A 21,939-nucleotide genomic window follows, 5' to 3' on the forward strand; every position below is an offset into this window, starting at 1 on the left:
AGGCGCTTAAAAATGGCAGATACCATGATTAAAAAGGCTGATTGGTGTCGTCAGCTATTGCTGGTCCGATTCTGATAGGTCGTCTTGCTCATGGCCCAAAAGCGCCAATTCCAACAATGCATAGCGGTGCTCAACGAAGTTATGGACGTTGTTAGCTACCGTCAGTTTGAACAGTGCCGCGGCGCTGTTCTTGTCCCCCAGACTTAGGTAATGCTTACCTAAATAGAAGTCAGTTTCACTGAGATGCTCAGCGAGCGAAGTGTTATCCGTTGCTTCTGCCTTGAGGCGTTCCATCAGCGTAGATTCGCTGATTTTGCCCAGGTAGAATTCGACGATATTCCATCCCCATTGCCCTCTGTCCGCTTTGTCATAACGCTCCTGGAGCGCTACTTCGGCATTCTTCGGATTGATTTCTCGCTCCGCAAGATAAAGCCATAACGAACGGAAGGGATCATTTGGATCGTCTCGATAAAACGCCTGCAGATCATCCTGCGCTAACGAGAATCGGCCACCGTAATACAGTGCGATACCTCGGTTCAAACGCGCGTAGTTGTAAGTTGGATCAAGCTCTAGTACAGAATCAAACGCTTCATAGGCAGCATCGAAATTGCCTGCCTGCGTTAGGTAAATCCCCAGGTAGTTAAAAACTTCTGGCATATCAGGACGAATAGACAGCGCTTGTGAAAAATCATTTCGCGCCAGTGCTCTTAGCCCGAGACTATCATACAGCACACCGCGCTCATATAATAGCTGTGCTCTCTCATCGTCAGTCAATGACCGGCTGGCAAGTATTTGTTCCATGCGTGCCAGAATGACTTCCTGCTGCAACGTCGGCTGCAACGGAATCGCCAGAACTTCATTTTTACGCCAATCATGGTTGCTGCATCCTGCCAACATAAGTGCTGTCGCAACATAACACCAGCGCAAGAAAGGCTTCATTTCTACTCCCGGAGACAAACATTGGATGAACATCCTGTCATCCGCTTGCTTAACACAAACGCATCCTACGTTCGTGAGACGAACAGCCCCCTTCCAGCTGGAAAGGAGCTGTAAAACTTCTGTTACAGATTATTCTGCTGCAGGTTGCTCAGTTGTATCGTCCTGAGTTGGTGCGGTAGCTTCTTTGATGCTCAGACGCACACGACCCTGACGGTCAACTTCCAGAACTTTAACCGGAACTTCCTGGCCCATCTGCAGGTAATCAGTCACTTTCTCAACGCGCTTATCAGCGATTTGAGAGATGTGAACCAGACCTTCTTTACCGCCGCCAATGGCAACAAACGCACCAAAGTCAACGATACGGGTCACTTTACCCTGATAGATACGACCCACTTCGATTTCTGCAGTGATCTCTTCGATACGACGGATAGCGTATTTCGCTTTCTCGCCGTCGGTTGCTGCGATTTTAACAGTACCGTCATCTTCGATTTCGATAGTGGTGCCAGTTTCTTCAGTCAGAGCACGGATCACAGAACCACCTTTACCGATCACGTCTTTAATTTTGTCTGGACTGATCTTGATGGTGTGGATGCGTGGAGCAAACTGAGAGATATCGCCACGTGGTGTGCTGATAGCCTGTTCCATTACGCCCAGAATGTGCAGACGCGCACCCTTAGCCTGGTTCAGAGCCACCTGCATGATTTCGCGGGTGATACCTTCGATTTTAATGTCCATCTGCAGCGCGGTGATACCGTCGCGGCTACCGGCCACTTTGAAGTCCATGTCGCCCAGGTGATCTTCGTCACCCAGAATGTCGGACAGAACGACAAAGCTGTCGTCTTCTTTAACCAGACCCATTGCGATACCCGCAACAGCGGCTTTAATCGGAACACCTGCATCCATCAGGGCCAGAGAAGCACCACAAACAGAAGCCATTGAAGATGAACCGTTAGATTCGGTGATTTCAGAAACTACACGTACGGTGTACGGGAAGTCTTCTGGTTTTGGCATCATTGCCAGCACGCCACGTTTAGCAAGACGGCCATGGCCAATCTCACGACGTTTTGGCGAGCCAACCATACCTGTTTCACCAACAGAGTACGGAGGGAAGTTGTAGTGGAACAGGAAGCTATCAGTCTTCTCGCCCATCAGCTCATCCAGATTCTGCGCATCACGTGCAGTACCCAGAGTTGCGGTAACCAAAGCCTGAGTTTCACCACGGGTGAACAGCGCAGAACCGTGGGTACGTGGCAGAACGCCAGTACGCACGTCCAGACCGCGGATCATGTCTTTTTCACGGCCATCGATACGCGGTTCGCCACGGAGAACACGGCTACGAACCACGTTCTTCTCGATGCTGCCCAGGATGTCGGAGATTTCGCCCGCATCCAGAGAGTCGTCTTCAGCTTGCAGAGCCTGAACAACGTCAGATTTGATGACGTTGATCTGAGCGTAACGATCTTGTTTATCAGTGATCAGGTACGCATCACCCAGACGGGATTCAGACAGTGCAGCCACGCGAGCGTGCAGCTCGGAGTTAACCGCTTCTGGCTGCCAGTCCCATTTTGGCTTACCGGCTTCAGCAACCAGTGAGTTGATGTTGTCGATAACGATTTGTTGTTGTTCGTGGCCGAATACGACCGCGCCCAGCATCTGATCTTCGCTCAGCACTTCAGCTTCAGACTCAACCATCAGCACCGCGCCCTGAGTACCGGCAACAACCAGGTCCAGACGGCTTGTTTTCAGCTCATCTGCGGTTGGGTTCAGAACGTACTGGTCGTTGATGTAACCAACGCGTGCAGCACCGATTGGGCCGTTGAATGGAATACCAGACAGGCTCAGGGCAGCAGACGCACCGATCATCGCAACGATGTCAGGGTTAACTTGTGGGTTCAGGGAAACCACAGTCGCGATAACCTGAACTTCATTCAGGAAAGAGTCCGGGAACAGAGGACGGATCGGACGGTCAATCAGACGCGAAGTCAGCGTTTCGCCTTCACTTGGACGGCCTTCACGACGGAAGAAGCTACCCGGGATACGACCAGCAGCGTAAGTACGCTCCTGATAGTTAACTGTCAGCGGGAAGAAGCTCTGACCTGGTTTCGCTTTTTTCTGGCCAACAACGGTAACGAATACCGCGGTGTCGTCCATGCTAACCATAACAGCTGCAGTAGCCTGACGAGCCATCATGCCGGTTTCCAGCGTAACGGTGTGCTGGCCGTATTGGAACTTACGAATAGTCGGATTAAGCAATGTAATATCCTTGTTTGTGGCGCGCAGCTGTTATGACAGCAGTTCACACCGATAAATATCCGAGCTTCTCACTACATTCTCGCGACTAATGACAATCCTTATTGGCCTGACGTTGTGGCAATAAAGTCTCTCATTAGCCGCGCGAAAACATCTGTAACGGAAGTTCATGTTCTTAGAATAACAATAGAAACAGCAGCCATACAGTAACCTGATTTGCTGATGCTTCCTAGAATAAAGGGGCCTATTGGCCCCTTTACACTGAAACTCGCTTGATTAGCGACGCAGACCCAGACGTTCGATCAGGCTGGTGTAACGTGCTACATCTTTACGCTTCAGGTAGTCCAGCAGTTTACGACGCTGAGAAACCATACGCAGCAGACCACGACGGCTGTGGTGATCTTTTTTGTGCTCTGCAAAGTGACCTTGCAGATGGTTAATTTGAGCAGTCAGCAGAGCAACCTGAACTTCGGTAGAACCACTGTCGTTAGTGCCACGACCGAAGTCGGAAACGATTTGAGCTTTAGCTTCAACGCTTAGAGACATAATCTTACTCCAAAATATTATAGATAATTAAACGGGAGCCGATCTCTAATTCAGCTACCCAATGCATAAGCTGCGCTATTCTACCCTTTGCTATATGTGATCGCAAGGTGAGCAGAAAGCGCTTAATCCGTGTATTCGACGACTAAACGACGCGGCGCAATGCGCCCATCATCATCTATTTCGCCCACACCGATAAACTTACGTTCTTCGCCTTCGGTTATGCGAACCATGCCACTCGCCGGCGCGCCAGATGCCTGAACAGGTTGGCCCTGCTTAACATATCCGGCCACCACAGGCAGCAGATTCACTTCCGGGAAGTCTTCACATGCGCTGTCCATCGGCAACAACAAAGGATCCAGCAAAAGACGAGGCTCTATGCCCTGCTCTTCAGCCTGAGCAATCAATTCATGGAGTTTTTCCATGGTGACCATACGCTCAGAAGGATAGGTTGCGACCTGCAAACGACGCAGATAAGTCACGTGCGCACCACACCCCAACTTCTCGCCGAGATCATCGACAATCGTACGGATGTAAGTACCTTTTGAGCAGTGGATTTCCAGCTCAACTTCAAAACCTTCCCAGCGGATGAACTTGAGTTCATACACTGTAATACTGCGCGATTCTCGCGGAACTTCGATGCCCTGGCGCGCGTACTCATACAGCTTTTTCCCTTCGTATTTCAGTGCAGAATACATGGAAGGAATTTGCTGGGTTTCCCCGCGGAAGCTGTTGAGTGCGTCATCCAGTTGCTGCTGACTGAAGGTCACTTCACGTTCAGAAATGATCGCGCCTTCAGCATCAGATGTGTCCGTGCGCTGTCCCATACGGGCGATAACACGATAACGCTTATCGGAATCGAGCAGGAATCGGGAAAACTTGGTGGCTTCACCTAAGCACAACGGCAACATGCCGGTAGCCAGAGGATCCAGCGCACCGGTATGCCCTGCGCGGTTAGCGTTATAAAGACGTTTAACCTTTTGCAGAGCATCGTTGGACGACAAGCCAATCGATTTGTCCAGTAGCAGAACGCCGTGAATGTCACGGCCGCGGCGACGTGGGCGGCTCATTTATACTTCCTCGTCATCGCCTGCAGCTGAACGACGTTCGGCATCGTTCTTCACAACGTTGGTCACCAGGTTAGACATGCGCATACCTTCAACCAAAGAGTTGTCGTAAGCGAAAGTCAGTTCCGGCACGACGCGCAAACGCATTGCTTTACCGATCAGCGTGCGGATGAAACCGGATGCGTCCTGCAAAGCTTTGATGCCATTTTTGACACGATCAGGATCGTGATTGTCAGTCGTCAGAACGTCCAGGAAGGTCACGAATACTTTGGCATAAGCCAGATCGCGTGAAACTTCAACGCCTGAAACTGTCGCCATTCCTACGCGCGGGTCTTTGACTTCGCGCTGTAAGATAATAGCGATTTCTTTTTGCATCTCCTGAGAGACGCGCTGAGTACGGCTAAATTCTTTTGCCATGATGCTTTTCTCCTCACTTGATCCAGACAAATAAGGGGGCGCAAGGCCCCCATCTGGATATCAGCTACTTCGCAAACGTTAAGCGATAGTACGTTTGATCTCGATGATTTCGAAGACTTCGATCACATCGCCAGCACGCACATCGTTGTAGTTCTTAACGCCGATACCACATTCCATGCCGTTACGAACTTCAGCAACGTCATCTTTGAAGCGACGCAGGGATTCCAGCTCGCCTTCGTAGATCACCACGTTATCACGCAGTACACGGATTGGGTTGTTACGCTTGATCATACCCTCAGTAACCATACAACCTGCAATTGCGCCGAATTTAGGTGACTTGAACACGTCACGAACTTCAGCCAGGCCGATGATTTGCTGTTTGTACTCTGGCGCCAACATACCGCTCATCGCCTGCTTAACTTCGTCAATCAGGTTATAGATAACGGAATAGTAACGCAGATCCAGGCTTTCGCTTTCTACGACACGGCGGGCAGAAGCATCTGCACGGACGTTGAAGCCGAGGATGATCGCGTTGGAAGCAGCAGCCAGCGTTGCATCAGTTTCGGTGATACCACCTACACCCATGCCTACGATTTTGACTTTCACTTCGTCGGTAGACAAGCTCTGCAATGCATCGGAAATCGCTTCGCAAGAACCCTGTACGTCAGATTTCAGAACGATGTTCAGTTCAGAAACTTCACCTTCGGTCATGTTCGCGAACATGTTCTCCAGTTTAGATTTCTGCTGACGAGCCAGTTTAACTTCGCGGAATTTACCCTGACGATACAGAGCAACTTCACGAGCTTTCTTCTCGTCACGAACAACGGTCACTTCATCACCTGCAGCAGGAACGCTGGACAGACCCAGCACTTCGACAGGGATTGAAGGACCTGCTGACAGAATGTCACGACCCATTTCGTCACGCATCGCACGGACACGGCCGTATTCGAAGCCACACAGAATGATGTCGCCTTTATTCAGCGTACCTTCCTGAACCAGAACGGTAGCAACCGGGCCGCGACCTTTATCCAGGAAGGACTCGATCACAACACCACTCGCCATACCGGTACGAACAGCTTTCAGTTCCAGAACTTCAGCTTGCAGCAAGATGGCTTGCAGCAGATCGTCGATACCAGTACCGACTTTAGCAGAAACGTGGATGAACTGAGACTCACCGCCCCACTCTTCTGGCATAACGCCGTACTGAGACAGTTCGGTACGAACGCGATCCGGATCAGAGTCTGGCTTATCAATTTTGTTGACTGCAACGACGATTGGCACACCAGCAGCTTTCGCATGCTGAACTGCTTCGATCGTTTGTGGCATCACGCCATCATCAGCAGAAACAACCAGAACCACGATGTCCGTAGCCTGAGCACCACGAGCGCGCATTGAAGTAAACGCGGCGTGTCCCGGTGTATCCAGGAAGGTGATCATGCCATTTTCGGTTTCAACGTGATAAGCACCGATGTGCTGGGTAATACCACCGGCCTCGCCTGCTGCCACTTTCGTAGAACGAATGTAGTCAAGCAAAGAGGTTTTACCGTGGTCAACGTGGCCCATGATGGTCACAACCGGAGCACGTGGCTCAGCGGCAGCAGAAGAAGCTGTATCACGATCGCTCATCAGCGCTTCTTCCAGCTCGTTCTCACGACGCAGAATAACTTTGTGGCCCATTTCTTCCGCAACCAGTTGAGCAGTTTCCTGATCAATAACCTGGTTAATGGTGGCCATGGCGCCCAGTTTCATCATGGTTTTGATGACCTGAGAACCTTTCACTGCCATTTTGTTTGCCAGTTCGGCAACAGTAATGGTTTCGCCAATCACGACATCACGGTTAACCGCGATAACAGGCTTGTTGAAGCTCTGTTGCAGGGTGCTTGGTTTGCGTTTGCCTTTACCATTACGGCCAACAGCACGGGCTTCTTCGCGATCCGCTTTAGATTCGGACAGCTTGTTGCCTTTCTTCTGTTTGGTCGCTTTGCCACCGCGGGTACGGCTACGACGTTCGCCTTCAACTTTGGCGTCATTCTCGTCTTCAGCAGCACGGGCGTGGGTAGAAGTGGTGACATGGTAGTCAGCAGATTCTGATTCGCTTGGCGCGGCAGTTTCAGTCCAGACACCAGAGTCAGCCATTTTACGGGCTTCTTCTGCAATGCGCTTGGCGTTTTCTTCAAGCTTACGCTGGGCTTCTTCTTCCGTTTTGCGTTTCAGCTCTGCGGCTTCAGCTTCACGGCGTGCTTTCTCTGCCTGAGCTGGTTTGGTTACTTCATCGGTATGTTGATTCGTCACTTTATCTTTTTCCGCTGCGTCACGCTTAGCTTTATCAGCGGCCTCACGTTTAGCTTGCTCTTCGGCGGCGCGCTTGGCTTTTTCCTGAGCTTCGCGCTGGGCTTGCTCTGCTGCTACACGCTGTGCCTGTTCTTCCGCGTCACGCTTCGCCTGCTCTTCCGCTTCGGCCTGGGCAATCTCTGCCTCGGTCATATCACGTTTAACATAAGTGCGTTTCTTGCGGACCTCGATTTGCACCGATTTACTCTTCCCGCCGGTGCTCGGAATATTCAGTGTACTACGCGTTTTGCGTTGTAACGTCAGTTTGTTTGTCGCACCTGAGTTTCCACCATTCAGATGCGCCAACAATGTTTCTTTTTCTTGCTGGGTCACAGAGTCAGCTTCGGACTTCGAGATCCCTGCATCAGCAAATTGCTGTACCAGGCGATCTACCGGTGTCTGAATCTCTGCCGCCAGCGATTTTACAGTTACATCTGTCATGCTGTTCCTTCCTGCTACAGTTTATTACGCGTTGTCGCCAAACCAGCAGATATTGCGCGCAGCCATGATAAGTTCACCAGCCCGCTCGTCAGTAAGACCTTCAATATCAGCCAGATCGTCGACACCCTGCTCGGCAAGATCTTCCAGCGTACAAACCCCTTGGGCAGCCAGTTTAAATGCCATGCTACGTTCCAGACCCGCCAGGTTCAGCAGATCATCAGCAGGCTTTTTATCACCGAGACTTTCTTCCTGGGCTAAAGCAATAGTGGTCAGCGCTTCTTTTGCACGTTCGCGCAGCGCGTCCACGGTGTCTTCATCCAGGCCGTCGATTTCAAGCAGTTCGTTGACTGGCACGTAAGCCAGTTCTTCAAGCGTAGAGAAACCTTCTTCTACCAGAACCGTGGCAAAATCTTCATCAATGGCCAGGTATTTCGTGAAGGTATCAATCGCAGCGTGTGCCTCAGCCTGATGCTTGGCTTGCAGGTCGTCTGCTGTCATCACGTTCAGTTCCCACTTGTCATCACCACGATGCTGTTTCAACAATTGGGAGGCCAAACGCACGTTCTGACCATTACGGCCAATCGCCTGTGCCAGGTTGCTGGCTTCGACGGCGATATCCATGGTGCATTTATCTTCATCAACAACGATGGAAGCGACATCTGCCGGCGCCATAGCGTTGATCACGAATTGCGCAGGATTATCATCCCAAAGGATGATATCGATACGTTCACCGCCCAGTTCACTGGATACGGCCTGAACGCGTGCGCCACGCATACCGACACAGGCACCTACCGGGTCGATACGTTTATCGTTGGTTTTCACTGCGATTTTTGCACGGGAACCGGGATCACGGGCTGCCGCTTTAATCTCAATCAGCTCTTCACCAATTTCTGGTACTTCGATGCGGAACAGTTCGATCAGCATCTCATTACGTGAACGGCTGACAAACAACTGGGCGCCACGTGCTTCCGGACGAACATCATACAGCACGCCACGGATACGGTCGCCAGAGCGGAAGTTTTCACGCGGAAGCATGTCTTCACGCAGGATAACGGCTTCAGCGTTGCTGCCTAAATCCAGTGCGATGCTGTCGCGGTTTACTTTTTTAACGACACCAGTGACGATTTCGCCCTGTTGTTCGCGGAATTGCTCAACCACCATTGCACGTTCCGCTTCACGTACTTTTTGTACGATAACTTGTTTAGCAGTCTGCGTGGTGATGCGGTCGAAAGTGACCGACTCAATTTGGTCTTCGATGTATCCGCCAAGCTCGATGGACGGATCTTCGTATTGTGCGGCCTCGAGGGTGATCTCGCGGGTAGGCTGAGTCACTTCGTCGACTGCAACCCAACGACGGAAGGTATCAAAGTCACCGGTTTTGCGGTCAATGCTGACGCGGACTTCGATTTCCTGCTCGTATTTTTTCTTGGTCGCTGTTGATAATGCAATTTCCAGCGCTTCAAAAATCTTCTCGCGCGGGAGGGATTTTTCATTAGAAACTGCTTCTACAACAGCCAGAATCTCTTTGTTCATCCTAGTTGCCTCTTCCAAACTCTTTAAAAGTGGGGTACCAGGTTCGCTTTCTGGATGTTGCTCAGTGCGAACACTTCATCTTTCCCTTCCACTGTCACCGTGATCATTTCGCCTTCGACAGCCTTAATAATGCCCTGCCATTTGCGACGGTTCTGCACAGCCATTCGCAGGACAATGCTAACTTCGTCACCGAGGAAACGTTGATAATGTTCAGCGGTGAACATAGGACGATCAAGGCCTGGAGAGGAAACTTCCAGGTTATAGGCGACGGTGACTGGATCTTCTACGTCCAGCACAGCGCTCACCTGGTGGCTGACATCAGCACAATCATCAACATTGATCCCGGCGTCACTATCAATATAGATGCGCAACGTCGATTGGCGAGCCCGAACGAACTCGATGCCCACCAGCTCAAAGCCAAGTGCCTCGACTGGTGCTGTAATCAGCTCTGTTAATTTTTGTTCTAATGTGGACAAGCCCACCCCCAAGACATAAAAAAAGGGCTAAATAGCCCAGTGATTCTGTTGCCAAATAACAAAAAACCCCGATAAATCGGGGCTTTATGCAACTGGACCCTATTTGCCGCACAGGCGGCTTCGGTGCAACTTTCGCAAAGTATTATTTTCAAATTGAAGCTTTCAAATTGGAGCTGCAGAACATCACAGGAAGATACTGAAAGTCTATTTGAAATAAACACTTAGGGAAAGTGGTTGCGGGGGCCGGATTTGAACCGACGACCTTCGGGTTATGAGCCCGACGAGCTACCAGGCTGCTCCACCCCGCGTCCGAAAACGTGGCAAATACTACGCCGATAACCGCTTAAAAGCAAGTTATCATAAAGATTGGTACCGAGGACGGGACTTGAACCCGTAAGCCCATTCGGGCACTACCACCTCAAGGTAGCGTGTCTACCAATTCCACCACCTCGGCACTCTTTTTTTCACAATCGCTCATACTGTCCAAGCACAAGCCACTGTTTAAAACTCTGCTTCTTTTGATAAGAAGTTTACTGCTTAGTGAGGAACGTCACTGTTAGGCGCTGCTGGAGCGGCCGGTGCAGTTGTCTGCTCAGTTTGTGCTGGCTGACTTAAGTTTTCCCACTCACTACCTTTTTGGCCTTTATTGGTGCTCATGTTCCCAAGAATCAAACTAATGATAAAGAACAGTGCGGCCAAAATGCCTGTCATGCGGGTCATGAAGTTACCGGAACCACTCGAACCGAACAATGTGCCAGAAGCACCTGCTCCGAAAGAGGCTCCCATATCAGCGCCTTTACCCTGTTGCAGCATAACCAGAGCCACAAGGCCGATTGCTACGATAAGGAAAATCACCAGAAGAGCGTCGTACATAGTAGTACCTGTATCCTCGCGGGTTCACCGCATGCCAATTGCTTCTCACCAATTTAGCAGGTCGTTCAAGGACCCACTGAAGCGGGTGTGAATACTAACCAAAGCCGTATTACCGCGCAAGGGCAATTTTCATCAGATTGTTCGTTTGCGGAAAAAATCGTCAAATATCCGTCAAAACAACCAAAGTGATTAATTTTACGCCGCTCCCCGGAAATAAAGCGGCGGCGTAAAAAAATGAAAATTCACCGTTTTTTATCGGCTTACGGCTTCACGGCTTTTACGGCATCGGCGATACGGTTCGCCAGTTTTTCGACCAGTGCCGCGTCTTCGCCTTCAACCATCACGCGCAGCAACGGTTCGGTGCCTGATTTGCGTAACAGCACACGGCCGCGACCACCCAGCTCTTTTTCCACTTCAGCAGTCACTTTTTTGACGTCGTCGGATTCCAGCGGATCGTGTTCCCCGGCAAAGCGAACATTCACCAAAATCTGCGGCAACAATTTCATGCCGCTGCAAAGATCGTGAAGGCTCATATGGTTGCGAACCATCGCAGTGAGCACTTGCAAACCTGCCACGATGCCATCTCCTGTGGTGGTTTTGTCCAGCAGGATAATGTGACCTGAGTTTTCTGCACCGATACGCCAGCCTTTCTCCTGCATTTTCTCCAGCACGTAGCGGTCGCCGACTTTAGCGCGGGTGAAAGGAATGCCCAGCTGTTTGAGCGCCAGTTCCAGCCCCATATTACTCATCAGCGTGCCCACGGCGCCGCCTTTCAGCTGCCCCTGGCGCAAACCTTCGCGCGCAATGATATAAAGGATCTGGTCGCCATCGACCTTGTTGCCTTCGTGGTCAACCATGATCAAACGGTCACCGTCGCCATCAAATGCCAGACCGAGGTCAGCTTTTTCTGCCAGAACGCGTTTTTGCAACTGACGTACATCAGTCGCACCGCATTCTTCATTGATGTTCATGCCGTCAGGCTCGCAGCCGATCGCAATCACTTTAGCACCCAGTTCGCGCAGCACGCTTGGGGCAATGTGATAGGTTGCGCCATTGGCACAGTCGACCACAATTTTGAGGCTATTCAGGCTCAGTTCGCTCGGGAATGTACCTTTGCAAAATTCGATATAACGGCCTGCTGCGTCAACGATCCGGCTGGCTTTGCCCAGTTCGGCAGACTCTACGCAGGTCAGCGGTTTTTCCAGCTCAGCTTCAATAGCCTCTTCAACTTCATCAGGCAGTTTCGTCCCGTCGATGGTGAAAAACTTGATGCCGTTGTCGTAGTAAGGGTTATGCGATGCAGAGATAACAATCCCCGCTTCTGCGCGGAATGTTCTTGTAAGGTAAGCAACCGCTGGCGTTGGCATAGGCCCGGTGAAAGAAGCCGACAGACCGGCCGCAGCCAGCCCGGCTTCCAGTGCAGATTCCAGCATATAACCGGAAATGCGGGTGTCTTTGCCGATAATAACTTTGCGCGAACCGTGTCGTGCCAGCACTTTGCCGGCAGCCCAGCCGAGTTTCAGAACAAAATCAGGTGTAATCGGGCTATCGCCTACTTTTCCGCGGATGCCATCTGTCCCAAAGTATTTACGGTTGCTCATAGTTATTTTTTATTCCTTGCAGAAAGTGTGGCTTCGACGATACGCATCGCTTCAACGGTTTCTTTGACATCATGTACCCGGATTATCTGAGCGCCTTGCATAGCCGCGATGACTGCACAGGCGACACTCCCGGTAACCCGCTTTTCAGGTGACACATGCAGCAGTTGTCCCACCATAGATTTTCGCGACATACCCACCAGAAGCGGCAATCCCAGATGATGGAATTCTGCCAGTCGGGCGAGCATCTGGTAATTGTGTTCCAGATTTTTACCGAAACCGAAGCCGGGGTCGAGTAACAATTTATTTTTAGGAATACCGGCGTTCACACAACGCGAAATTTGCCCGGCAAGATACTGCTCAACTTCGGCAACTACATCCCCGTAATGCGGAGAATACTGCATTGTTTTCGGGTCTCCTTGCATGTGCATCAGACAAACGGGTAACCCGGTTTCTGCCGCAGCCTGCAATGCTCCCGGCTCCTGAAGCGAACGAATGTCGTTAATCAAATGCATGCCCGCATTCGCGGATTCGCGGATCACTGAAGCCTTCGAGGTATCGACAGAAATCCAGACATCAAAACGCCGGGCTATCGCCTCAACGATCGGTACCACGCGGGCCAGTTCTTCATCTTCGCTCACTTCAGCTGCGCCCGGACGCGTTGATTCGCCCCCGATATCAAGGATTGTCGCGCCAGCATCAACCATCGCCTGAGCGTGTCGAAGCGCAAGATCCAGCGTGTTGTGTCGCCCGCCATCGGAAAAAGAATCCGGGGTAACATTCAGGATCCCCATCACCTGGGGAAAAGTGAGATCCAGTATCGACTCTCTGGCTGTGAGGTGCATAAATCATGTCCCTTCTGGTCGTTCGTGAGGCAGTTTCAAATTCCGAGACAAAGAATGCACGCATAAAAAACCCCGGGCAAGCCCGGGGTTGAGTGTTATCTGCGTTATTTTCCAACCAGCTGCTTATTTGCCGCTGAATTGCTCAAACATCGTGTTGCCAGGATTTGGTGTACGAGGTTCGTCAACTGGCGTTGGGGCTTTAGGCGCACCACCGTCGTTAGAATTGCCGTTACCGTTTTTACCGTTTGCATCGTCCCAGCCTGCTGGCGGGCGAACTTCTGTACGGTTCATCAGGTCGTCAATTTGTGGTGCATCGATAGTTTCATATTTCATCAGGGCATCTTTCATTGAATGAAGGATATCCATGTTTTCCATCAGCAAAGTGCGTGCACGCACATAGTTACGCTCAACCAGTGATTTTACTTCCTGGTCGATGATGCGGGCTGTTTCATCAGACATATGCTTAGCTTTCGCCACTGAACGACCGAGGAAGACTTCGCCTTCTTCTTCTGCATACAGCAACGGACCTAATTTCTCTGAGAAGCCCCATTGCGTCACCATGTTACGGGCAATCGACGTTGCAACTTTAATGTCGTTAGACGCGCCGGTAGACACTTTTTCCACGCCGTAGATGATTTCTTCAGCAAGACGGCCACCGTACAAGGTAGAAATCTGGCTTTCGAGTTTCTGACGGCTGGCGCTAATGGCATCGCCTTCAGGCAGGAAGAAGGTCACACCTAATGCACGACCGCGAGGAATAATCGTCACTTTATGCACAGGGTCGTGTTCAGGAACCAGACGGCCAATGATGGCGTGGCCTGCTTCATGATACGCGGTCGATTCTTTCTGCGATTCTGTCATCACCATGGAACGACGTTCTGCACCCATCATGATTTTGTCTTTGGCTTTTTCGAACTCAACCATAGACACCACGCGTTTGTTACCACGTGCGGAGAATAGCGCAGCTTCGTTGACCAGGTTTGCCAGGTCAGCACCGGAGAAACCAGGTGTACCACGGGCAATCACAGAAGCATCAACGTCAGTGGCCAAAGGAACACGACGCATGTGAACTTTCAGAATCTGTTCACGGCCACGAACGTCCGGCAAGCCAACCACAACCTGACGGTCGAAACGGCCTGGACGCAGCAATGCCGGGTCAAGAACGTCTGGACGGTTAGTCGCGGCAATAACGATGATCCCTTCGTTACCTTCGAAGCCATCCATCTCAACCAACATCTGGTTCAGCGTTTGTTCACGTTCATCGTGACCACCGCCTAAACCTGCACCACGCTGACGGCCAACGGCGTCAATTTCATCGATGAAAATGATACATGGAGCGGCTTTCTTCGCCTGTTCGAACATGTCACGCACACGAGATGCACCCACACCCACGAACATTTCAACGAAGTCAGAACCGGAAATAGTAAAGAATGGAACTTTAGCTTCACCTGCAATGGCTTTAGCCAGCAAGGTTTTACCGGTACCCGGAGGACCGACCATCAGAACGCCTTTAGGAATTTTACCGCCCAATTTCTGGAAACGGCTCGGCTCGCGCAGGTAATCTACCAGTTCGCTCACTTCTTCCTTCGCTTCGTCGCAACCTGCAACATCAGCGAATGTGGTTTTGATTTGGTCTTCCGTCAGCATGCGGGCTTTGCTTTTGCCAAAGGACATTGCGCCTTTGCCACCGCCACCCTGCATTTGTCGCATAAAGAATATCCAGACGCCAATCAGGAGCAGCATCGGGAACCATGAAATAAAGATAGTTGCGAGGAAGCTCTGCTGTTCAGGCGGTTCGCCAACAACTTTCACGTTTTTGCTCAGCAGCGTATCCAGTAATTTAGGGTCATTTACCGGGATATAGGTTGTGTATTTGCTGCTGTCTTTTTTGGTTACGTCAATCGCACGTCCATTGATACGTACTTCACGAACCTGGTCTTGGGCCACTTCGGTAGTAAAGGTAGTGTAATCCACCTTACTGCCATTCGACTCGCTGGGCCCAAAACTCTGAAATACAGACATCAATACAACCGCGATGACTAACCAGAGGATCAGGTTCTTCGCCATGTCACTCAAGGGATTAACCTCATATTACAACTGTGTTAACAAACAGCGTTAGGGTACTACTCTTTCCGCCCTGTCGCTACGATGTACACTTCTCGCGAACGTGCTCGGGAAGCGTCTGGCTTACGAATCTTCACCTTCGTAAACAGGGAGCGAATTTCCCGCAGGTATTCATCAAAGCCATCTCCCTGAAACACCTTCACCAGGAAACTTCCGCCTGGTGCTAATACATCCCGACACATATCCAGCGCTAACTCAACCAGATACATCGATTTTGGAATATCGACTGCCGGAGTACCGCTCATATTCGGGGCCATATCGGACATGACCACCTGAACTTTGTTTTCTCCCACGCGTTCGAGCAGCGCTTTGAGAACTAATTCATCACGAAAATCCCCCTGAAGGAAATCGACTCCTACAATAGGATCCATAGGTAAAAGGTCCAGAGCAATAATTCGCCCTTTGTTGCCGATTTGGGTCGCCGCAAACTGCGACCAACCGCCCGGTGCGGCACCTAAATCGACGACTGTCATACCCGGTTTAAACAGCTTATCGCCTTGCTGGATTTCATCAAGTTTAAACCAGGCACGGGAACGTAGGCCTTTTTTCTGTGCTTGTAGCACATATTTATCGCTAAAGTGTTCCTGCAACCAGCGACTGGAACTTGCAGAACGCTTCTTATTAGACATTATTTAATAACCATATAGTTTTCCAACCACCCTGAGTTAGAGCTTTTGGAACAAGCTGTTAGCATCATGACGTCTATGGCTAAGTCAGTATAATTCCCTTCCCGGAGCAGTCCGGGTTGGTGATATACATGAGATGGCGGTAGAATGACCCGTTTTCAATCCCAACTTAAGCAAAAAAGACGATGAATCTTAACAATAAACAAAAACAGTACCTGAAAGGTCTGGCACATCCACTAAAACCGGTTGTCATGCTGGGTAACAACGGCCTGACTGAAGGCGTGCTGGCCGAAATTGAACAGGCGCTGCAGCATCACGAGCTGATCAAGGTAAAAGTCGCGGCAGAAGAACGCGAAACGAAGACCTTGATCGTAGACGCAATCGTGCGTGAAACCAAGGCGTGTAATGTGCAAGTCATCGGCAATATGCTGGTACTTTATCGCCCTTCTACCGAAGACCGCAAAATTATCTTACCGCGTTAATCTGTTAAGGTTTAACGAAAAGCGCTTTAGATTTTCGGAAAGGTGCCACGAAATCACGTTCAGGGAAAGGCCTCAGGTGGCCTTTTTACTTTAGTTTTCAATTTACTGTGAAGCAATTCACTGCATGAATGTGAGAATTACAGGGCGAAACAACGTGTTTCGCCCTTTTTAATGCAGATTTTTAGAGATATTCGACCTTCAGTACTTCGAACTCAACATCACCGCCAGGCGTTTTGATAACGACCACATCATCCTGTTCTTTACCGATTAAACCCCGTGCAATCGGTGAGTTCACAGAAATCAGATTCTGCTTAAAATCAGCTTCGTCATCACCCACAATGCGGTAAGACTGTTCTTCTTCTGTGTCCAGATTCAGCACTTTCACTGTTGCGCCAAAAATGACACGACCAGTTGCCGGCATTTTAGTGACATCAATAACCTGAGCATTTGAAAGCTTGGCTTCAATTTCCTGGATGCGACCTTCACAAAAACCCTGCTGCTCGCGGGCGGCGTGGTATTCAGCATTTTCTTTCAGGTCGCCATGCTCACGTGCAGTGGCAATATCTGCGATGATTTTCGGACGACGGACACCTTTCAGATGGTCCAGTTCTTCACGTAATCTTTCTGCGCCACGCAACGTCATCGGAATCGGTTTCATATATTATTACCTCTAACTTTGTCCTTTCGGTAAACACCGTCCTGATTGAATCAGGTAAGAAATTAAGCCAGCTCTTCTGACCGACTCTCTCTGGCGAAAAACAAAAAAAACCTCACCCGGGGTTGCCACCAGGCCAGGATTCATTTTGCATTATGATTCGTATTTTAACGTAGAGTTCCTTGAGGATCATTGTTTACTTTCAGCCACGTTGCGCCTTGGTTCGTAGCATCGTAGTATGGCACCACTTTATCCTGCCGTTACCCAGAGCCTTTACTCAAAATAATGCGTTTTTTACGAATTGTCAGTGGATTAGCATGCGCGTTTGTACTGAATACAAATGCGGCCCAGATCGAGAATTACACAGAATATCTGCCGGACGGCACGAATCTGGCTGTGCTGGTACAGAAAATCGGTGCCCCTGCACCCGTGCTTGATTATCACGGTTCGCAGATGGCTCTGCCTGCCAGTACAATGAAAATTCTCACCGCGTTGGCGGCTCTTTTGCAGCTCGGCCCCGATTTCCGCTTCACTACCACACTCGAAACTCCGGGTTCCGTTTCTGATGGCGTGCTGAAAGGTGATTTGGTTGCTCGTTTTTCCGGCGATCCGACACTGAAACGTCAGAATATTCGGAATATGGTCGCGGTGCTAAAAAAACAGGGCATCAAAGAGATCAGTGGCGATGTGGTTATTAACACATCTGTATTTGCCAGCCACGATAAAGCGCCCGGCTGGCCCTGGAACGACATCACCCAGTGCTTCAGCGCACCACCGGCGGCGGCAATAGTCGACAGGAACTGTTTCTCCGTGTCCCTCTACAGCGCCCCGAAACCGGACGAAAATGCCTTTATCCGCGTGGCATCTTATTACCCTGTTCATATGTTTAGCGAAGTACGCACTCTGGCAAAAGGCTCGCCAGATGCCCAGTACTGTGAGCTGGACGTAGTGCCGGGTGAGTTTAACCGTTATACCCTGACAGGCTGTCTGACCCAGCGCAGCGAGCCTTTGCCTTTGGCATTCGCCATTCAGGATGGGGCCAGTTATGCGGGCGCAATTCTGAAAGACGAATTGCTGCAAGCGGATATCCAGATTGATGGCACGTTAAAACGCCAGACTCAGCAAACCCCTGCCGGAACTGTGCTCGCTCAAACGCAGTCCGTTCCGTTGCATGATTTACTGCATCAGATGTTGAAAAAATCTGACAACATGATCGCCGATACTGTTTTCCGTACAATCGGTCATCAGCGTTTTGGCGTTCCGGGAACCTGGCGTGCGGGTTCGGATGCAGTTCGTCAGATTCTGCGTCAGAAAGCAGGCGTGGATTTGGGCAACTCAATTCAGGTTGATGGCTCCGGTCTCTCCCGTCATGACTTATTGTCTCCGGCTACCATGATGCAGGTGCTGCAATACATCGCGCAGCACGATAAAGAGTTAGACTTTATTTCTATGCTGCCTTTAGCGGGCCATGACGGAACCTTGCAATATCGCGGCGGTCTTCATGAAGCGGGCGTAGATGGCAAAGTGTCAGCGAAAACCGGTTCACTTGCTGGCGTTTATAATCTGGCGGGCTTTATCACCACGGCCAGCGGACAACGCATGGCATTTGTCCAGTTCCTCTCCGGTTACGCGGTTCCGCCTGAAGACCAGCGCACACGGCGTGCTCCGCTGGTGCGCTTTGAGAGCCGTCTCTACAGGGACATCTACCAAAATAATTAACCACGGAGCCGTGCCAGACGATGAAACTGCTGATAGTTGAAGATGATGAACTTTTACGGCAGGGATTATCTCTGGCACTTACCAGTGATAATTATGTTTGCGACTGCGCTTCTACAGCCGCTGAAGCGCAAAGTCTGATTCAAACCAGCCAGTACAGCCTGGTGATCCTGGACTTAGGATTGCCGGATAAAGATGGCGCAACGCTGTTGCGTCAGTGGCGACGTCAAAATATTTCCCTCCCCGTGTTGATTCTCACTGCCCGCGATGCGCTGGAAGACCGCGTTGATGGCCTCGATGCCGGTGCGGATGATTATCTGATCAAACCTTTTGCTCTGGTGGAATTGCAGGCCCGCGTCCGGGCACTCATTCGTCGTTATCAGGGGCAAAGCGACAATCAGATATCTGTCGGAAACCTGACCATTAACCTTTCGTCTCAGCAGGCCTATCTGGGCGATTCTCCGGTAGAAGTCACACCTAAAGAATTCGCCATTTTATCCCGTCTGATGATGCGAGCCGGGCAGACCGTCAATCGCGAATTGCTTCAGCAAGATCTCTACACCTGGCAGGACGATTTGGGATCCAATACGCTGGAAGTTCATGTGCATAATCTGCGGCGGAAGTTGGGTAAAGAGCTGATTCGCACAGTTCGCGGTATTGGCTATCGGTTGGAAGTTTTACCATGACCAGTATGCGCCGCCGCCTGCTTGTTATGCTGGCCCTGATCCTCTTCGTCACCCAGCTCACCAGCGTTTTCTGGCTCTGGCATGAAAGTCAGGAGCAGATAAACCTGCTGGTGAATGACACGCTTTCCGCAAAAGTCCGCAATGCTCACGTTGAGAAAGAGATTGCGGAAGCTATCGCGTCCCTCATTGCGCCCTCTTTGCTGATGATGACGATTACCCTGGTTTTATCTTTCTGGGCCATCAGTTGGATCATCCGGCCACTTAATCAGTTGCAAAAGCGCCTGGAAACCCGTTCTGCGGATAACCTGACGCCCCTGCCACTCAATACAGAAATCCGTGAAGTGGTGGCGGTGACCAACACACTCAACCAACTATTTTCCCGTCTTTCCAATACCATCCAGCAGGAAAGGCTGTTCACCGCCGATGCTGCACATGAGCTGAGAACTCCGCTGGCCGGCGTCAGACTGCACCTTGAAATCATGCAAAAAAATGGTGTGGATGGCAGCGATACGCTTATAAGCCGCATCGATTTGTTAATGCACACCATCGAACAATTGCTGATGCTTTCGCGCGCTGGGCAAAATTTTGCAAAAGGTGAATACCAGCAGGTTGATCTGGTGAGTAACGTCGTCGAACCTCTCCGGGAAGAGCTGAGTGAGATGCTTGCCGATCGTCAGCAGCAGCTGATCATACAGATGCCTGCCCGTGCTGAGATTCAGGGTGACGCGGTACTGCTCCGGCTTATGGTGCGAAATCTGGTGGAAAATGCTTACCGGTACGGGCCGGAGAACAGCGAAATTGCCATCGTGATTGAGCCTCAGAACAACGGCTTTCTGGTACAGATTAATGATGAAGGTCCGGGGATCGATGAAGCCAAAGCCAGTGAACTGACGCAAGCCTTCAAACGAGGCGATCAGCGGTATGGCGGCAGTGGATTAGGACTAAATATCGTTATACGCATTGCGAATTTACATGGCGGAACCCTGGCGCTCCGCAATCGCTTGGGGGCAAAAGGGCTCAGCGCCCAATGCTGGTTGCCACATGTGGCAATACAGAATTCGCTTACTCTCCCTTCTCTTTGAAAAAAAACCATTAAAAAAGCTGCCATAACAGGCAGCCTTTTCGCTATACGCACAACGCCAGTGCAGGGGATTAACGTTCGTAAATGATTTCGACGCCTTCGTCGTCATCTTCATCCCAGTCATCATCCCAGTCGTCGTCGGCTTCAGATTCCACTTCAGCCAGCTGTTCACGATGATAATCATCCCACATGAACTCAACTTTCTCTGGCACAGCAGCTTCAACGGCCATGTGCTTAGGATTTTCATTGATGAATTTCATCACATCCCAGCACAGTGCGTTAACGCCTTCGCGGTTCGCGGCGGAAATCAGGTAGTAATTACCTTCCCAGCCTAAAGCCTCAGCGATCGTTTTAGCACGTGCTTCTGCTTCTTCTTTTTCGATCAGATCAACTTTGTTGAATACTAACCAACGCGGCTTTTCAGCCAGTTTAGCGTTGTATTGCTTCAGTTCGTTGATAATAACTTTAGCATTTTCGATCGGATCAGATTCGTCGATTGGCGCAATGTCAATCAGGTGCAACAAAACGCGGCAACGCTCAAGGTGCTTCAGGAAGCGGATACCGAGGCCGGCACCTTCAGAAGCGCCTTCGATCAAACCCGGAATGTCGGCAACCACGAAGCTTTGTTCGTGATCCATACGCACAACGCCCAGGCTTGGAACCAAAGTCGTAAACGGATAGTCAGCAACTTTCGGTTTTGCGGCAGACACTGAACGGATAAATGTAGATTTACCCGCGTTCGGAAGACCCAGCATCCCCACGTCGGCTAACAACATCAGCTCGAGCGCGATATCACGCTCCTCACCTTTGGTGCCCATTGTTTTCTGGCGCGGAGAACGGTTCACGGAAGACTTGAAGCGGGTGTTACCCAAACCGTGGAAACCGCCTTTGGCGACCATGTTGATCTGACCATTCTGAGTCATATCGGCCAGCACTTCACCGGTGCTCTGGTCCAGAACGCGTGTTCCGACAGGCACTTTAATGGTGATATCTTTACCGCGTTTCCCCGTACAGTCGCTGCTTTGACCGTTGGTGCCGCGCTCAGCACGATAAGATTTCACAAAGCGGAAATCGATCAGCGTATTAAGGTTTTCATCAGCAAGCAGGTAAACGTCACCGCCGTCGCCGCCGTCGCCGCCATCAGGGCCGCCACGAGGGATATATTTTTCGCGGCGGAAGCTGACGCATCCGTTACCGCCATCACCGGCCACAACCAGAATCGTGGCTTCATCAACAAACTTCATTTGTACCGTCTC

Annotated in this window: 19 protein-coding genes and 2 tRNA genes; 4 read left to right on the forward strand and 17 right to left on the reverse strand. The window is 50.7% G+C overall.

Going from position 1 to position 21,939, the window contains the following annotated elements:
- Nucleotides 1–54: 54 nt before the first annotated feature.
- The 15 genes from nlpI to rlmE form a co-directional block, all read right to left on the reverse strand.
- Nucleotides 55–939 (reverse strand): lipoprotein NlpI, encoded by an 885-nt coding sequence (gene nlpI, locus M2403_RS13635; RefSeq protein ID WP_112286786.1) that lies wholly within the window; start codon nt 937–939, stop codon nt 55–57.
- A 129-nt stretch (nt 940–1,068) separates the two neighbouring features.
- A complete protein-coding gene (gene pnp, locus M2403_RS13640) occupies nt 1,069–3,192 on the reverse strand; it encodes a polyribonucleotide nucleotidyltransferase (protein WP_152325283.1) in 2,124 nt (707 codons plus the stop codon).
- 273 nt (nt 3,193–3,465) lie between these two features.
- Entirely contained in the window at nt 3,466–3,735 is a 270-nt protein-coding gene (gene rpsO, locus M2403_RS13645; RefSeq protein ID WP_014333706.1) for a 30S ribosomal protein S15, read from the reverse strand.
- Nucleotides 3,736–3,857: 122 nt separating this feature from the next.
- Nucleotides 3,858–4,802: a tRNA pseudouridine(55) synthase TruB gene (truB, locus tag M2403_RS13650; protein ID WP_195813599.1), complete on the reverse strand. Its 945-nt coding sequence runs from the start codon at nt 4,800–4,802 to the stop codon at nt 3,858–3,860.
- Nucleotides 4,803–5,216 (reverse strand): 30S ribosome-binding factor RbfA, encoded by a 414-nt coding sequence (rbfA, locus tag M2403_RS13655; RefSeq protein WP_101078324.1) that lies wholly within the window; start codon nt 5,214–5,216, stop codon nt 4,803–4,805.
- Nucleotides 5,217–5,294: 78 nt separating this feature from the next.
- Complete coding sequence (gene infB / locus M2403_RS13660) at nt 5,295–7,988, reverse strand: translation initiation factor IF-2 (RefSeq protein WP_152325285.1); 2,694 nt, start codon at nt 7,986–7,988, stop codon at nt 5,295–5,297.
- 24 nt (nt 7,989–8,012) lie between these two features.
- Nucleotides 8,013–9,521: a transcription termination factor NusA gene (gene nusA, locus M2403_RS13665; RefSeq protein ID WP_152325286.1), complete on the reverse strand. Its 1,509-nt coding sequence runs from the start codon at nt 9,519–9,521 to the stop codon at nt 8,013–8,015.
- A 23-nt stretch (nt 9,522–9,544) separates the two neighbouring features.
- Complete coding sequence (gene rimP / locus M2403_RS13670; protein ID WP_147243271.1) at nt 9,545–9,997, reverse strand: ribosome maturation factor RimP; 453 nt, start codon at nt 9,995–9,997, stop codon at nt 9,545–9,547.
- A gap of 231 nt (nt 9,998–10,228) precedes the next feature.
- A tRNA-Met gene (locus M2403_RS13675) sits at nt 10,229–10,305 on the reverse strand.
- Between the two features lie 59 nt (nt 10,306–10,364).
- Nucleotides 10,365–10,451, reverse strand: a tRNA-Leu gene (locus M2403_RS13680).
- A gap of 83 nt (nt 10,452–10,534) precedes the next feature.
- Complete coding sequence (gene secG, locus M2403_RS13685) at nt 10,535–10,870, reverse strand: preprotein translocase subunit SecG (RefSeq protein WP_101078321.1); 336 nt, start codon at nt 10,868–10,870, stop codon at nt 10,535–10,537.
- 260 nt (nt 10,871–11,130) lie between these two features.
- Nucleotides 11,131–12,471: a phosphoglucosamine mutase gene (gene glmM / locus M2403_RS13690; protein ID WP_152325287.1), complete on the reverse strand. Its 1,341-nt coding sequence runs from the start codon at nt 12,469–12,471 to the stop codon at nt 11,131–11,133.
- 2 nt (nt 12,472–12,473) lie between these two features.
- Nucleotides 12,474–13,313: a dihydropteroate synthase gene (gene folP, locus M2403_RS13695; protein ID WP_259229539.1), complete on the reverse strand. Its 840-nt coding sequence runs from the start codon at nt 13,311–13,313 to the stop codon at nt 12,474–12,476.
- 123 nt (nt 13,314–13,436) lie between these two features.
- Complete coding sequence (gene ftsH, locus M2403_RS13700) at nt 13,437–15,380, reverse strand: ATP-dependent zinc metalloprotease FtsH (RefSeq protein WP_165059684.1); 1,944 nt, start codon at nt 15,378–15,380, stop codon at nt 13,437–13,439.
- 56 nt (nt 15,381–15,436) lie between these two features.
- The gene (gene rlmE, locus M2403_RS13705) at nt 15,437–16,066 is read right to left on the reverse strand and encodes a 23S rRNA (uridine(2552)-2'-O)-methyltransferase RlmE (protein ID WP_152325290.1); all 630 of its coding nucleotides are present in this window, start codon (nt 16,064–16,066) and stop codon (nt 15,437–15,439) included.
- A gap of 182 nt (nt 16,067–16,248) precedes the next feature.
- On the opposite strand from rlmE, the gene yhbY reads away from it, so the two are divergent.
- Nucleotides 16,249–16,545 carry a ribosome assembly RNA-binding protein YhbY gene (gene yhbY, locus M2403_RS13710; RefSeq protein WP_095923662.1) on the forward strand — a complete coding sequence of 99 codons (297 nt, stop codon included), beginning with the start codon at nt 16,249–16,251 and terminating at the stop codon, nt 16,543–16,545.
- Between the two features lie 181 nt (nt 16,546–16,726).
- Here the strand turns inward: yhbY and greA are convergent, their stop codons facing one another.
- Complete coding sequence (greA, locus tag M2403_RS13715) at nt 16,727–17,203, reverse strand: transcription elongation factor GreA (protein WP_152325291.1); 477 nt, start codon at nt 17,201–17,203, stop codon at nt 16,727–16,729.
- A gap of 282 nt (nt 17,204–17,485) precedes the next feature.
- Here greA and dacB point away from each other — a divergent pair, with 282 nt between their 5' ends.
- From dacB to pmrB, 3 genes are read left to right on the forward strand one after another with little or no spacing between them, the layout of a single operon-like run.
- Nucleotides 17,486–18,919: a serine-type D-Ala-D-Ala carboxypeptidase gene (gene dacB / locus M2403_RS13720; protein ID WP_152325292.1), complete on the forward strand. Its 1,434-nt coding sequence runs from the start codon at nt 17,486–17,488 to the stop codon at nt 18,917–18,919.
- A 20-nt stretch (nt 18,920–18,939) separates the two neighbouring features.
- Complete coding sequence (pmrA, locus tag M2403_RS13725) at nt 18,940–19,602, forward strand: two-component system response regulator PmrA (RefSeq protein ID WP_152325293.1); 663 nt, start codon at nt 18,940–18,942, stop codon at nt 19,600–19,602.
- Complete coding sequence (gene pmrB / locus M2403_RS13730) at nt 19,599–20,684, forward strand: two-component system sensor histidine kinase PmrB (protein WP_165058860.1); 1,086 nt, start codon at nt 19,599–19,601, stop codon at nt 20,682–20,684. Before pmrA ends, pmrB begins: the two co-directional genes overlap by 4 nt.
- A gap of 70 nt (nt 20,685–20,754) precedes the next feature.
- On the opposite strand, the gene cgtA is transcribed toward pmrB, so the two are convergent.
- Nucleotides 20,755–21,927, reverse strand: coding sequence for an Obg family GTPase CgtA (gene cgtA / locus M2403_RS13735; RefSeq protein ID WP_152325295.1), 1,173 nt, complete (start codon nt 21,925–21,927; stop codon nt 20,755–20,757).
- Nucleotides 21,928–21,939 lie beyond the last annotated feature (12 nt).

The sequence above is a fragment of the Rahnella sp. BIGb0603 genome (genome assembly GCF_024808755.1).
Taxonomy (GTDB): Bacteria; Pseudomonadota; Gammaproteobacteria; order Enterobacterales; family Enterobacteriaceae; genus Rahnella; species Rahnella contaminans.

What these genes read in the sequence shown, in the direction of transcription:
- nlpI (WP_112286786.1), bottom strand. Translation starts at nt 939, where the DNA reads ATGAAGCCTTTCTTGCGCTGGTGTTATGTTGCGACAGCACTTATGTTG.
- rpsO (WP_014333706.1), bottom strand. Translation starts at nt 3,735, where the DNA reads ATGTCTCTAAGCGTTGAAGCTAAAGCTCAAATCGTTTCCGACTTCGGT.
- truB (WP_195813599.1), bottom strand. Translation starts at nt 4,802, where the DNA reads ATGAGCCGCCCACGTCGCCGCGGCCGTGACATTCACGGCGTTCTGCTA.
- rbfA (WP_101078324.1), bottom strand. Translation starts at nt 5,216, where the DNA reads ATGGCAAAAGAATTTAGCCGTACTCAGCGCGTCTCTCAGGAGATGCAA.
- infB (WP_152325285.1), bottom strand. Translation starts at nt 7,988, where the DNA reads ATGACAGATGTAACTGTAAAATCGCTGGCGGCAGAGATTCAGACACCG.
- nusA (WP_152325286.1), bottom strand. Translation starts at nt 9,521, where the DNA reads ATGAACAAAGAGATTCTGGCTGTTGTAGAAGCAGTTTCTAATGAAAAA.
- secG (WP_101078321.1), bottom strand. Translation starts at nt 10,870, where the DNA reads ATGTACGACGCTCTTCTGGTGATTTTCCTTATCGTAGCAATCGGCCTT.
- glmM (WP_152325287.1), bottom strand. Translation starts at nt 12,471, where the DNA reads ATGAGCAACCGTAAATACTTTGGGACAGATGGCATCCGCGGAAAAGTA.
- folP (WP_259229539.1), bottom strand. Translation starts at nt 13,313, where the DNA reads ATGCACCTCACAGCCAGAGAGTCGATACTGGATCTCACTTTTCCCCAG.
- ftsH (WP_165059684.1), bottom strand. Translation starts at nt 15,380, where the DNA reads ATGGCGAAGAACCTGATCCTCTGGTTAGTCATCGCGGTTGTATTGATG.
- rlmE (WP_152325290.1), bottom strand. Translation starts at nt 16,066, where the DNA reads ATGTCTAATAAGAAGCGTTCTGCAAGTTCCAGTCGCTGGTTGCAGGAA.
- yhbY (WP_095923662.1), top strand. Translation starts at nt 16,249, where the DNA reads ATGAATCTTAACAATAAACAAAAACAGTACCTGAAAGGTCTGGCACAT.
- greA (WP_152325291.1), bottom strand. Translation starts at nt 17,203, where the DNA reads ATGAAACCGATTCCGATGACGTTGCGTGGCGCAGAAAGATTACGTGAA.
- dacB (WP_152325292.1), top strand. Translation starts at nt 17,486, where the DNA reads ATGCGTTTTTTACGAATTGTCAGTGGATTAGCATGCGCGTTTGTACTG.
- pmrA (WP_152325293.1), top strand. Translation starts at nt 18,940, where the DNA reads ATGAAACTGCTGATAGTTGAAGATGATGAACTTTTACGGCAGGGATTA.
- pmrB (WP_165058860.1), top strand. Translation starts at nt 19,599, where the DNA reads ATGACCAGTATGCGCCGCCGCCTGCTTGTTATGCTGGCCCTGATCCTC.
- cgtA (WP_152325295.1), bottom strand. Translation starts at nt 21,927, where the DNA reads ATGAAGTTTGTTGATGAAGCCACGATTCTGGTTGTGGCCGGTGATGGC.